This is a genomic window from Ralstonia sp. GX3-BWBA (assembly GCF_003290055.1).
GTDB classification, from domain to species: domain Bacteria; phylum Pseudomonadota; class Gammaproteobacteria; order Burkholderiales; family Burkholderiaceae; genus Ralstonia; species Ralstonia holmesii.
This window is the reverse complement of the sequence record NZ_QMKS01000021.1, coordinates 90,595-103,405: the sequence shown is the minus strand read 5'-3', so window position 1 is coordinate 103,405 and position 12,811 is coordinate 90,595. Positions and strand designations below refer to the sequence as shown.

The following is a 12,811-nucleotide window of genomic DNA, read 5'->3' as shown; positions in this document are numbered from 1 at the left end:
ACAAGGGTTGCGCTCGTTGCGGGACTTAACCCAACATCTCACGACACGAGCTGACGACAGCCATGCAGCACCTGTGTCCACTTTCTCTTTCGAGCACCTAATGCATCTCTGCTTCGTTAGTGGCATGTCAAGGGTAGGTAAGGTTTTTCGCGTTGCATCGAATTAATCCACATCATCCACCGCTTGTGCGGGTCCCCGTCAATTCCTTTGAGTTTTAATCTTGCGACCGTACTCCCCAGGCGGTCAACTTCACGCGTTAGCTACGTTACTAAGGAAATGAATCCCCAACAACTAGTTGACATCGTTTAGGGCGTGGACTACCAGGGTATCTAATCCTGTTTGCTCCCCACGCTTTCGTGCATGAGCGTCAGTGTTATCCCAGGGGGCTGCCTTCGCCATCGGTATTCCTCCACATCTCTACGCATTTCACTGCTACACGTGGAATTCTACCCCCCTCTGACACACTCTAGCCGTGCAGTCACCAATGCAATTCCCAAGTTAAGCTCGGGGATTTCACATCGGTCTTGCACAACCGCCTGCGCACGCTTTACGCCCAGTAATTCCGATTAACGCTTGGACCCTACGTATTACCGCGGCTGCTGGCACGTAGTTAGCCGGTCCTTATTCTTCCGGTACCGTCATCGACCCCAGGTATTAACCAGAGCCATTTCTTTCCGGACAAAAGTGCTTTACAACCCGAAGGCCTTCTTCACACACGCGGCATTGCTGGATCAGGCTTTCGCCCATTGTCCAAAATTCCCCACTGCTGCCTCCCGTAGGAGTCTGGGCCGTGTCTCAGTCCCAGTGTGGCTGATCGTCCTCTCAGACCAGCTACTGATCGTCGCCTTGGTGGGCCTTTACCCCACCAACTAGCTAATCAGACATCGGCCGCTCCTATAGCATGAGGCCTTGCGGTCCCCCACTTTCACCCTCAGGTCGTATGCGGTATTAGCTAATCTTTCGACTAGTTATCCCCCACTACAGGGCACGTTCCGATGTATTACTCACCCGTTCGCCACTCGCCATCAATCTAGCAAGCTAGATCATGCTGCCGTTCGACTTGCATGTGTAAGGCATGCCGCCAGCGTTCAATCTGAGCCAGGATCAAACTCTTCAGTTCAATCTGCTGTTTTTCGCTCTTTACGAGCGGTCGCTCACTCTCAGAATCTGACTTGAACTTTCGTTCAAACCTTACTTCTGTGCGAGCACTTCATTACTTGTTAGCTAGCGGATCGAAATCCGCCGCATCCAGTATTAAGCGCCCACACTTATCGGCTGTTTGCTTGTTAAAGAACTTCGCGATCAACTTTGTTCACCGCGTCGCTGCGTTGTCTGCAGCAGAGAAACGAGATTATGCAGAGCTTTTTCGTCGCTGTCAACAACTCGTCGAAGAATTTTTATCATCAACTCGCCGCCAACCACTCCTGAATTTCCAGCCAATCGCCAACCACACAATCGACCGCAAACCCGCCCCACTCCTGCTTCTCCACCACCCAACTCCACCGCCTCAACCTGCGTTTCGGCGCTGTGTTTTGCAGCGAGGGGCGAATACTAATGTGCGGATGCATGGCTGGCAAGCTTTTTTGTAAGTTGCTCGCAAAAAAGCTTGTTGAGCACCCGTCTACTCGCGATGAGACCCACGTTACGGCGGGGTTGGAGCGGTGCTGCACGCCTCGCCCGGCCTGCGAGCGGCACGGATGGGCAGGTCATTAGTCCCGGAGCGCCCTTCTCACTTATGGAGATGTGGTTGGCATCAATGCTTGACCGGCGCCTTGCACAGCCCCTGGTTGTAGAGAATCGCCTTGCTGGTCGATGCGTAGTTGTCAGCGTCGCACGGCGGCAGGAACAGTGATGCGTCCTTTTGTGCTTTGACGGCAGTTGTCTCAGACAGCACAGCCAGACATTGGGCGTTGTCACCGCGATGGTATTCAGTTACGGCAAGATCACTGCGGGCCTTGTCGCGCTCAATCCAGTCCATGAAGGGATCGCAATCGGAGAGCAGCGAACGCAGCGTGGTGCGGGCTGCATCGTAATCCTTGGCGGCATATTGCTTGTGGGCCTGGCCGATGCGGGCCTGGCGCTGGCGGTCTGTGCAGGCGGCCGGGGCACGGCGGTAGTCACCGTCAAACATGGCGCGCATGCCGCAGAAATCTCGACACGCCTCGGCGGTGGCGGAGGAATCCAGCTTGAGCGCATCCTTATTACCCGACACGGCGATGCGGCACTTGCCCTCGTCTTTCTCGATGCCGACGCGGCCTTGGAACGTACCTTCAATCGCGCACGTGTGGCAGTTGCCGCCGATGGTGGCGATATTGAAGCTACCGCTCTTGACCGTCATCGTGCCGCTCGCGCTCCCGCCCAGGATGTAGACGTATTCGCCCGGCTCGACGGCTGGGCCGGCCGCCATGGCGCACGCGCTAGCCAACAAGCCTGCAATCGTCAACGCGTGCCGCATCCAAATTCCAAATGCCATGGTGTTTGCTCCAGATCCATGGAGGCCGATGCCTCCTGCAAGCGCGCCGTTCTTGCGGCGCGGCTGGGTATATCGGCACCCAACCGCCCTAACGACCGACGCCGTAACGCTGTCAGATATGAAATAGCGCCAGCACTGCGACGACACCACCGACAGCGCCCACACCGTACGAAAGCACCTGCATCCAGCGCCGGCGCGAGAGTAACGTGATGGCCGCCAGCGCGATCGACACCTGAATGGCGACCACCGCTTGCGCCCACCGGTGATGATGGTGCACGGCAAGCTCACTGGCGTCGTCGGCCTCTTTGGCAAGGCGCTCCTGGTCTTCAGCCTGACGGCGAATGTCTTCTTTCTCGGCGGCGTAGCGCTGAGCTTCGCGCTTGGCGGCGGCCTGATCGGTGCCGGGCAGTTGAGCGGTCAACTCGGCAATGGCCTGCTTCTGGCCTTTGGCTTGGTAGTACGCCCAGCGGTTGGCAGCCTCGGTCTTGTGGATGGCGGCTTCGTTCTTGGCAAGTAGCGCGGCGTTTTGCGTGGCGCCGCCTTGGTAACCGAAGACAGCGCCGGCCGTCGAAAGAATCGCCGTCATGACGGCGATACGCCCGGCAAAGCTGTCGGCGTGGCCGCTTTCCGCTGCGTGCTCGAGCGCGTGATCATGCGCGCCGTGCACGTGAAATCCTTCTGACATGGTTGCTCCCCTTCTAGTCTGTATCGTCGGTCGCCCCTCAGGCGCGGACCTCACAATGCATGGCCTCGTACGGAAAGGCAACGCCATGCGGCGCGCATCCAACGTTGCAGATCAGCTTTCTGACGCTGCCGCGCAAGGAGGGAGCGCGGCAATCGCAAATCATTTATACGCTGAGCAATTGCGTCGGTGAATACATGAAACCGGTCCGTATAATCGCGCAGCAATGCGAATCAGCGCCAAATATTCGTTTGGTAATCGCATTGTTAATAAAACAAAACAATACTGCGAGTCAGATCCATGGATGCGTCCCAAAAGCCTTTGGCGCCACTGCCTGAAGAGGAACACCAACCCGCCATCGTCCGCGTGGCCGACGCGACGATCCGCGATGCCAATGCATTGCTGCATGCCAACGGCGGCCTGAAGTTCGGCCGGGGCATGATCGGCACCATCCTGGCGTTGGTGCTGAGCTTTCTGTGCTTGCTGGGCGTACTGGCGTTTCACTTTCCCCAGTATCTGACGACGCCCGAATTGCGGCGCGCGTATTCAGTGGATGTGATTCGGCAGATTCTGTTTGTCTCTCTGCTGATCTCGGGCGGGTTATCGCTGGCGAATATCGTGCTGGATAACCGCCGCCGCCTGAACGGTCTGGGGTTCCTGTTTGTGGTGACTGCTGTTGCGCTAGGCGGCTCGCGCGTGCCGGTAGGCGATTTTCCGGATCACACGCCGTACATCGGCATGGATTGGTTCATTCTCGACCTGCTCGGCTCGACGGCGATTTTCGTGCTGCTTGAGAAGCTATTCCCGCTCTACAAGAAGCAGCCGGTGTTCCGGGCCGAATGGCAGACCGATATGGTGCACTTTGCAGTGAACCACTTCATCGTGGGGCTGGTGCTGCTGGTGGTGAACTTCGTGATCCACCGCGTGTTCGGATGGATGGTCCATGCGGACTTTCAGCAAATGGTGCAGCACATCTGGTTCATTCCGCAGTTGTTGCTGTGCATGCTGGTTGCCGACCTGATGGAGTACGTCACGCACCGCGCGTATCACGAGGTGCCGTTCCTCTGGCGCTTCCATGCCGTGCATCACAGCGTGAAGACCATGGACTGGCTGGCCGGCTCACGTCAGCACATTCTTGAACTGATCGTCACGCGGGTGGCAGTGCTGGGGCCGCTGTTCGTGCTGGGATTCGACAAAGCCGTGGTCGATGTCTACATCATCATCGTGGGCTTCCAGGCGGTGTTCAATCACGCCAATGTGCATTTGCCGTGGGGGCCGTTGAAGTACATCTTCGTGACGCCGGATTTCCATCATTGGCACCACTCGTCGGAAGACGAAGCGATCGACAAGAACTACGCCGCGCACTTCGCCTTCATCGATTACCTGTTCGGTACCGCCGTCAAATCGAAGAAGGCTTTCCCAGAGAAGTACGGCGTGGTAGGCGACTACATACCCGACGGCTTCGTCAACCAGCAACGCTTTCCGTTCCGGCGTCAGCAGAACTGAGTCGAAGGTTCTTCATCATGCCGATCACCGCCGCTGCTCAGCACCTCATCGCCCGCCTCGGTCTCGAACCGCACCCGGAAGGCGGCTTCTATCGCGAAACCTATCGCAGTGAGGAACGCGTCCAGCGAGGCGTCCCGCCCGTCGAACGTGCGGCTGCTACCGCCATCTATTACCTCTTGGCGGATGATGCATATTCCGCCTGGCATCGGATCCAGTCGGACGAGTTGTGGCACTTCCATGCGGGGGACTCACTCAATGTGCATGTGTTGGAGGACGACGGTACGGTGAGCACGCATCGTCTGGGCGATGCGGCCGACGACGCGATGGCGGTGTACCAGGCGGTGGTTCCGGCAGGCCGCTGGTTTGCGGCCGAGCGCGTGCCGGGTGAACATGGCTATGCGCTGGTCGGCTGCACCGTTGCGCCGGGGTTCGAGTTCAGCGAGTTCGAACTGGCCGACGAAGGCGCGCTGCTGGCAAAGTACTCGGCACATGGCGATCTCATTCGAAGGTTGCTGCCCAAGCCTGCGGTACGTTAGTCAGCACCACACCACGCTTTCATAGCCGACTGTGCGGCGGTAGACACTTATACCCCGCCACGTGCTGTACTCCATGTACGCGCATGTCAGGACGACGATCCAGTTAGCTGCTGCGGTGGCTGTGGTGGACATATCCCCTCCCTCTCTGCCTGCCCCGATAGTTGTCTTATCGGCACGTTTTCAGTCTAGGAGAGGGGTCTCCAAAACCATTGCACGAGCAATGACGCTTCTCGGCCCTTATTTCCGGATCTCGCCTCCGTATGGGCATCGCGCGTCGCAAACGCCCGTTTGGGCGCGGCTCTAATGCATCTTGGAACGCACAGCATGACGGCGCCGGCTAGTCTTCATCGGTTCGTCGATCTACGCTTGTGAGACGCGCTGCGGCGTGACGCACGCTCCCCATCCACATCACACAGACGCCTTCGGAAGAACATCATGGCTACCATCGGATTCATCGGTCTTGGCATCATGGGCGCTCACATGGCGCGCAACCTGCTCAAAGGCGACCACACCCTGATCGTCAGCGGCAAGCATTCTGTGCCGGAAGATCTGCGGTCGCGCACCACGGTTGTCGCCAGCTCAACGGCGGTGGCGCAAGCCGCGGACATCGTCATCGCCATGGTGCCGGACACGCCGGACGTAGCCGATGTGCTGTTTGGCGAAGAGGGTGTTGCGCAGAGCTTGGCTGCAGGCAAGCTCTTCATCGACATGAGTTCGATCTCGCCGATTGAAACGCAGGCCTTTGCCAAGCGCGTCGAAGCGCTGGGCGCCGATTACCTCGATGCGCCCGTTTCAGGCGGTGAAGTCGGTGCACGCGATGCGACGCTCACGATCATGGTTGGCGGAAAAGAAGCCGCGTTCGAGCGTGCCAGACCGCTGTTCGCCTTGATGGGCAAGAACGTCACGCACGTGGGCGACTCCGGTGCTGGGCAAACATGCAAGGTGGCCAACCAGATCATCGTGGCATTGACCATCGAGGCGGTAGGCGAAGCACTGCTGTTCGCGTCCAAGGCCGGTGCCGATCCGGCACGTGTGCGCGAGGCGTTGATGGGGGGCTTTGCCTCCTCGCGCATTCTCGAAGTGCATGGCGAACGCATGATCAAGCGGACGTTTGACCCGGGCTTTCGCATCGAGCTGCACCAGAAGGATCTGAACCTGGCGTTGGAAGGCGCTCGCAAGCTCGGCATCGCCCTGCCGAACACCGCCGGTGCACAGCAGCTTTTCAACGCGTGCGCCGCTAACGGCGGCAAGGCATGGGACCACTCTGCCATGGTTCGCGCACTGGAACTGATGGCGGATCACACCATTGCCTGAACCAAAACGGGGTGCGTGCCCAGGCGAGCACCACCCGCCCCGTTTTACGACCGCCGACGGCGTCGGCTTACAGCTCAAGTTGCTCCAGCACTTTCCCCTTGGTTTCGATGCCGAGGAAGTAGATGGTGATCGCGGCCAGTATGGGGACCAAGGCCAGCAGCAAGAACGCATTGCTGACGTTGCCCGAGCCGATCGTCGAACCGATCAGCATCGGTGAAAAGATGGCCGCAATCTTCAGCCACGCGCCGCCCATGCCGCAACCGATCGCGCGGATGTTGGTCGGGTACAGCTCCGGCGTATAGACATATGCGGTGATGAAGCCGCACGCCATTAACCCCAGCGCCAACGAGCACAACCCCGCCACCACATAGAGCGACTGCTCATGCAGCAGCCCAGCCAGTGCCAGCGAGACGCCGCACAGTACGAACGACACCACCATCACGGGCTTGCGGCCCACCTTGTCCACAATCATGGCGCAGACCAACGAGCCGACCACGCCCAGCACCGAAGCCAGAGCCGCCAGGTTGAGCGCCAGTTGCAGCGGCGCGTGATAGATCGTTTTGTAGACCGTCGGCAGCCATGTCGACAGACCGTACTGGATGAAACCGCACGTCGCCCACAGCATGGCCACGACCACGGTGCGCTTGATGTACACGGGACCGAACAGATCGCGCATGCCGCGCTTCGGGTGGCGGTGCGACATCTGCTCAAAGGCCGAGGTATCGCCCAGCGGAGGCAACGGTTCCTTCGATCTGGCTTCAAAGCGAGCCTGCGCGGCGTCGGCCTCGGCCAGGCGGCCATTGGTCGCCAGCCAGCGCGGGGATTCCGGCACGGCCTTGGGCAGCGTGAAGAACAGCACCAACGGAATGCCGCCGAGGAAGTACATCACCTCCCAGCCGAAATGCGGCACCAGCCATGCACCCAGCGCGTTGGACACCAGCAGGCCGATCGGGAACACCACCTCATAGAGCAGCACAAAGCGCCCGCGACCATGTGCGCGCGTGACTTCGTTGATGTATGTGGCCGCTACGGGCAGTTCGCCCCCCAGTCCCACGCCCTGCGCGATGCGCAGCGCCGCAAACACGGCAAAGCTGGGCGCTACGCCGCACAGGAGACTCATCAATCCGATGATGCCTGCGCTATAGCCGATCATGCGCACGCGACCGAACCGCTCGGCAAGCATGGGGAACACCAGCGCACCGATCAACTGACCGATGCCGGGCGCACCGATCACAAAAGCAATCTGCGCCGGCGTCAGGTGCCATTGCGCAATCAGCAGCGGCAGCGTAGCCGCGATGACGATCACGTCAAAACCATCGAAGAACGTCGCGAGCCCGATCAGCAGACGCGCGCGCACGTGCATGCCGTTGCTCTTGAGCCGCTCGATGCGGGCAACGATCTTGCCCAGGCTCATCCCGCCCAACGGCCCATCGTGGTCAATTCCGTTATCAATCAAAACACCTGGCTTCATGTGAAGCTCCTTCCGGAGGAAGTTGATGCGCCACCAGGTCGCTGCCCAGCGGCGCGCGTTGGGTCAGGACGTCAGAACGAGTGATGCACGCCGGTGCTGACAACCAGCTGGTTGCGCTGCGCCGCCACACCCACGCCGTTGATGGCAGCGGACTTCGCGTCGCCGGCGGCACGCTGGTAGGTACCCTGAACGTACACCTGCGTGCGCTTGGAGAATGCATACACGTTGCCCAGGCTGAACTGGTTCCAACGGGCCCCCTCGTACTTGCTGAAGGTATAGCCCACGTTGAGCGTGTTGGCGGCGCTGTAATGCCATGCGGTGCCCAGGTCGACGTTCTGAGCGCGAGCATTGGCGCCGCCCAGCGTGATCCGCGTTTGCGTGTAGACGGCGTTGATCTGCACCGGCAGGCTGCTGAACTGATACAGCGCGCCAGTACCGAACGACTTGACCGAACTCATCGGCGTCATCACGCCCGGCACCAGCGTCGTGCCAAGCGTGTTCGTAATTCCCAGGCGACCAGCGATATCCAACGCGCGGTCATTCGATGCGGTATAGGCCGCGGCTGCACGGAAACCGCCGTTCGTGTAGTACGCGCCCAGGCTGTAGCTGCGGCTCTTCGAAGGCGAACCCGGCACCTCGCCAAAACCGTACATGCCGCCCAACTGCAGCCCGCCGAAGATGGGCGAGACGTAGCGCACAGCGTTGTCGATCTGGAACTGGTTGGCCAGGTTGTCAAAGTTGCCTGGGTGGAACAGGTAGAAATTGGTGAGCTGGAAGCCGTTACTCAGGCGGCCGAGGTAATCGAACATGAAGTCCGCCTGGTGGCCGAGCTGGATGTTGCCCAGCCGATCGTTGGTGAGGCCCACCCACGCCGCCCGGTTGAACAGCTTGCCGGCCACCACGCTGTTGCCGGTGTCACCCAGAAAACCCGACTCCAGCTGGAAGATGGCCTGCGTGCCACCGCCAAGGTCTTCCGAGCCGCGCAGGCCGAAGCGGTCCGGCTGCATGGTGCCGGGGTCCATGCGCAGGGCCGAGCCGCTGGCGGCGCCGCTCTTGAGGCTATTGATGTAGGCCACGCCTTCATCAATGCTGCCGTACAGCGTCACGTTACTCTGGGCCGCCGCCGTGCCAGCCAGGCTCATCGCCGCAATGGCGAACAAGGTTGTCTTCATTTGCTGTTTCCTCCACTGGACAAGGTGTCCGCCCCGCCAGTTGTTATCGCCGTCTTGGTGGACGAGCTGGTTGTGGGTCTTGCTTTGTTTCGCATGCGAAACGTCGTTTAAAAGAAAAACAGGGCGCAAAAAAAGAGGGCGCGGCTGGTCAGGCCAACGCCTAAACCATCCTGCGCTTACAGATCAATCACCAGGCGCTTGCCCTTGCAGCCGGATACGCAAACCATCATCGTTTGGTTCGACGCACGCTCGCTCTTGGAGAGCACGCTGTCACGGTGGTCGGGCTCGCCCTCCAGCACGCGCGTTTCGCACGAGCCGCACACGCCTTCCTTGCAGCTGTGTTCCACCTCGACGCCAATCTCCAGTAGCGCATCGAGCAGCGACTTGCCTGCCGGTACGCACAGTTCGGCACCGTTGCGCGCCAGCTTGACCTGGTACTCCCCTTCTTGCACCGACTCCACACCGGGATCTGCCGCGAAGCGCTCGATATGGACGTTGGTGTAGCCGAGTGCCTCGCAAGCAGCCTCGAAAGCCCGCAGCATCGGCCCGGGGCCGCAGCAATAGAAATGCGTATCGGCCGGATGTCCGGCAAGCAGCGCTTTCAGGTCGGGCGGGCCACCTGCTTCAGCATCCAGGTGGAAGCGCACCGCATCGCCATGCGCGGCCAGCTCATCGGCAAAGGCGGCTTCGGCACGCGAGCGTGCGCAGTACAGCATCGAGAACGTCTTGCCTTGCTCGGCCAGACGACGTGCCATGCAGACGATGGGCGTTACGCCAATGCCACCTGCGACCAGCACCGTGCGCGGCGCGGTTTCGTCCAGCTCGAAGTGATTGCGCGGGCCGCCGACCTTGAGCGTCGAGCCCACGCGCAACTGCTCGTGCACATAGCGCGAGCCGCCGCGGCTGTTGCGATCGAGCAGCACGCCGACCACGTAGCGGTCACGCACCTCTGGCGCCCCGCACAGCGAATAGCTGCGCACTAGCCCGTTGCCGAGATGCAGTTCGATATGCGCGCCCGGGGCGTACTCGGGCAAGGTCTTGCCGTCGACATCGCGCAGCTCCACGCTCACGATGCCTTGGGCTTCGTAGCGCATGGCGTGCACGCGCAGGTTGAGGGGGGGATTCATAGCACGTCTCTCTGCAACGTTTCAGCGCTTTTCCGTCAGGAACTTGCCTTCCGGGCCGACGACGTTTTTCTGCCGGCGTGTGTTGCCGTCAATGCCACCGTCGATGGCCCACTCAGCAAACACAGTCGGGCCGGGCTCGAAATCGCGCGGCTGCCAGTCGGCGTCCAGTTGGTCTTCGTCGGCGTAATACTCGATCAGGCCGCCGGCGGGGTTCTTGAAGTACCAGAAGTACGCCGACGAAATCGGATGACGGCCAGGGCCCAGTTGCGTGTCCCATCCACAGCGCGACACATGCATGCCGCCGCCGAACACTTCATGGATGTCGCGCACGGTGAAGGCGACGTGGTTCAGCCCACTCTTGGCCTGCGGCGTTTGCAGCAGGAACAGGTCATGGTGACCACCTTCCGGCTCGCAGCGCAAGAACGCACCCCGCCCCGGATAGTGGTCGGACGGCACAAAGCCGAGCTTGTCGATATAGAAGCGCTCGGTGGCAGCCACGTCTTTCACGAAGAACACCACGTGACCCACTTCAATGGGCGTGGCACGTTCATAGATCGGGCTGGGTTGATTGCGGCGTGGCTTGTCCGTCCAGGTGTTCATCTCGGCGCATTGCACGTCGATATCGCGCTTGGTGGTCAGTTGCACACGCACTGCCAAGCCGTTCGGGTCGGTGCAACCAACGCGGCCGTCGGCGTAGACGTAGCCGGGCTGGTCGGCCAACTTGTCGACCAGACGGTCGAGTACAGCTTGCGAATCGGCGCCCCAGATCACTTCGCGCAGCGTCGGGCCGGCTTCCATGGCGGGCGGCAGCGTGGCATCGTCGCTGCGCTTGACCCGTACGCGGCAGCCGTTAAGCGTTTCGAACAGCAGGCCGCCGGCATCTTCCGATTGCAGGGCAAGGCCCCAGTCCTGGAAGAACTGCTTGCAGGCGGCGAGGTCGTCGGCACCGTAGACGATTTCGTCGATGCCTCGAATCGTGTTCATCTTCATCTCCTGTGGTCCGGGCGTTTGCTTCGGCTTCAGTTGGCGTTGGCCCAGGCCAGCGGTTGTTCGTTCAGGCCCCAGTAGAGGCTCTTCTGCTCCATGTACTGCAGGATGCCGAGGCGACCCTTCTCGCGGCCCAGGCCGCTGTCGCGCCAGCCGCCAAACGGCGTCGAAATCGAGAACTGCTTGTACGTGTTGATCCACACGTTGCCGGCTTGCACCGCGCGGCCAATGCGCCACGCGCGCTTGTAATCGCGTGTCCAGATGCCGGCAGCCAGCGCGTACACGCTGTCGTTGGCTTGTTCGATCAGTTCGTCTTCATCGTCGAACGGCATGGCAACGAGCACGGGGCCGAAGATCTCTTCCTGGCAAATGCGTGCGCTGTTAGTAAGACCTTCGATGATGGTCGGCGTGTAGAAGTAGCCCGACTCGCAGCCCGCGATTTCCGGGCGCAAGCCTCCCGTGCGCAGATGGCCGCCCTCTTGCACGCCCATCGCCACGTACGACTCGATCGTCTCGCGGTGGCGATCGGTGATCAGCGGGCCCATCTGCGTGGACTCATCGGCCGGATTGCCAACACGCAGGCGTGCTGCGGCTGCGGCCAGGCGATCCATGAACGGCTCGTACAAGGAACGCGCCACAAACAGGCGCGAACCAGCGATGCACGACTCGCCCGACGAGCTGAAGATGCCGTACAGCACGCCATTGACCGCATGGTCGAGATCAGCATCCTCAAACACCATCGTCGGCGACTTTCCGCCGAGTTCGAGCGACACCGGCATCATCTTGTCGGCTGCAATGTGCGCGATGTGGCGGCCGGTGTTCGTGCCGCCCGTGAACGACACGCGACGCACCAGCGGATGCTTTGTAATCGCATCGCCAATGACGGAGCCCTTGCCGGGCAGCACGCTGATCATGCCCTTGGGCACGCCCGCCTCTTCGCAAATGGCGGCGAGTTCCAGCGCCATCAGCGGCGTGACTTCGGCCGGTTTGACGACGACGGCATTGCCTGCGGCCAGCGCGGGCGCCATCTTCTGCGCTTCGCTGGCAATCGGCGAATTCCATGGCGTGATGGCGGCCACCACGCCCATGGGCTCATGCACGCTCATCGTCAGGCAATCGCCACGCGCGGGCGTGAGCGATTCCTCCAGCGTCTCGCATGCGGCTCCGAAGAACTGGAACGTGGCCGCAGCGCTTGCCACCAGGGCTCGCGTCTCGTTGATCGGCTTGCCGTTGTCCAGGCGCTGGCGTTGGGCTAGCGCTTCGCTGCGCGAGCGGATCAGTTCGGCCACGCGGTACAGAACGGCGGCGCGCTCGTGCGGCTTGCGCTGCGCCCAGCCGCTGGAAAGGAAGGCGCGGTAGGCACCGGCCACGGCTTCTTCCACGTCGGCGACGCTTGCGGCGTTGAGTTCGGCCACCACTTCGCCCGTGGCGGGGTAACGCGTGACATAGCGCTCACCAGTGCCAAGGCGCCATTCGCCTGCGATGCAGATGGGCAGCAAGGACGTTGCGGTTGCGTTAAGGGTAGAGACAGTCATGGCGCAAT

11 protein-coding genes and 1 rRNA gene are annotated in these 12,811 nt (G+C 61.0%); 3 read left to right on the top strand and 9 right to left on the bottom strand.

All coding sequences use genetic code 11. The annotated features are described in order from the left end of the window. From DOD19_RS20430 to DOD19_RS20420, 3 genes are all read right to left on the bottom strand, one after another. A 16S ribosomal RNA gene (locus DOD19_RS20430) occupies positions 1 to 1,120 on the bottom strand; the annotation flags it as partial. Between the two features lie 633 nt (positions 1,121 to 1,753). Further along, positions 1,754 to 2,455, bottom strand: a complete 702-nt coding sequence (locus DOD19_RS20425; protein ID WP_162634407.1) for a hypothetical protein — start codon at positions 2,453 to 2,455, stop codon at positions 1,754 to 1,756. A 130-nt stretch (positions 2,456 to 2,585) separates the two neighbouring features. Next, positions 2,586 to 3,158, bottom strand: a complete 573-nt coding sequence (locus DOD19_RS20420) for a DUF4337 domain-containing protein (RefSeq protein WP_024979208.1) — start codon at positions 3,156 to 3,158, stop codon at positions 2,586 to 2,588. A 297-nt stretch (positions 3,159 to 3,455) separates the two neighbouring features. Here DOD19_RS20420 and DOD19_RS20415 point away from each other — a divergent pair, with 297 nt between their 5' ends. Next, entirely contained in the window at positions 3,456 to 4,661 is a 1,206-nt protein-coding gene (locus DOD19_RS20415; RefSeq protein WP_112187693.1) for a sterol desaturase family protein, read from the top strand. A 17-nt stretch (positions 4,662 to 4,678) separates the two neighbouring features. Further along, positions 4,679 to 5,197 (top strand): cupin domain-containing protein, encoded by a 519-nt coding sequence (locus DOD19_RS20410; RefSeq protein ID WP_024979210.1) that lies wholly within the window; start codon positions 4,679 to 4,681, stop codon positions 5,195 to 5,197. Here the strand turns inward: DOD19_RS20410 and DOD19_RS28195 are convergent, their stop codons facing one another. Next, positions 5,198 to 5,329 (bottom strand): hypothetical protein, encoded by a 132-nt coding sequence (locus DOD19_RS28195; protein WP_260804153.1) that lies wholly within the window; start codon positions 5,327 to 5,329, stop codon positions 5,198 to 5,200. It lies immediately after the preceding gene. 303 nt (positions 5,330 to 5,632) lie between these two features. On the opposite strand from DOD19_RS28195, the gene DOD19_RS20405 reads away from it, so the two are divergent. Then, positions 5,633 to 6,511, top strand: a complete 879-nt coding sequence (locus tag DOD19_RS20405) for a 2-hydroxy-3-oxopropionate reductase (protein ID WP_112187691.1) — start codon at positions 5,633 to 5,635, stop codon at positions 6,509 to 6,511. A gap of 67 nt (positions 6,512 to 6,578) precedes the next feature. On the opposite strand, the gene DOD19_RS20400 is transcribed toward DOD19_RS20405, so the two are convergent. The 5 genes from DOD19_RS20400 to DOD19_RS20380 all read right to left on the bottom strand — a co-directional run bounded on the left by DOD19_RS20400 (position 6,579) and on the right by DOD19_RS20380 (position 12,803). After that, positions 6,579 to 7,982 carry an MFS transporter gene (locus DOD19_RS20400; protein ID WP_112187689.1) on the bottom strand — a complete coding sequence of 468 codons (1,404 nt, stop codon included), beginning with the start codon at positions 7,980 to 7,982 and terminating at the stop codon, positions 6,579 to 6,581. Between the two features lie 71 nt (positions 7,983 to 8,053). After that, positions 8,054 to 9,154, bottom strand: coding sequence for a porin (locus DOD19_RS20395; protein ID WP_024979213.1), 1,101 nt, complete (start codon positions 9,152 to 9,154; stop codon positions 8,054 to 8,056). 176 nt (positions 9,155 to 9,330) lie between these two features. Beyond that, the gene (locus tag DOD19_RS20390) at positions 9,331 to 10,281 is read right to left on the bottom strand and encodes a PDR/VanB family oxidoreductase (protein WP_112187687.1); all 951 of its coding nucleotides are present in this window, start codon (positions 10,279 to 10,281) and stop codon (positions 9,331 to 9,333) included. A gap of 21 nt (positions 10,282 to 10,302) precedes the next feature. Beyond that, positions 10,303 to 11,265 carry a VOC family protein gene (locus DOD19_RS20385; protein ID WP_112187685.1) on the bottom strand — a complete coding sequence of 321 codons (963 nt, stop codon included), beginning with the start codon at positions 11,263 to 11,265 and terminating at the stop codon, positions 10,303 to 10,305. A 35-nt stretch (positions 11,266 to 11,300) separates the two neighbouring features. Continuing rightward, the gene (locus DOD19_RS20380; protein WP_112187682.1) at positions 11,301 to 12,803 is read right to left on the bottom strand and encodes an aldehyde dehydrogenase; all 1,503 of its coding nucleotides are present in this window, start codon (positions 12,801 to 12,803) and stop codon (positions 11,301 to 11,303) included. Between the last annotated feature and the right edge of the window lie 8 nt (positions 12,804 to 12,811).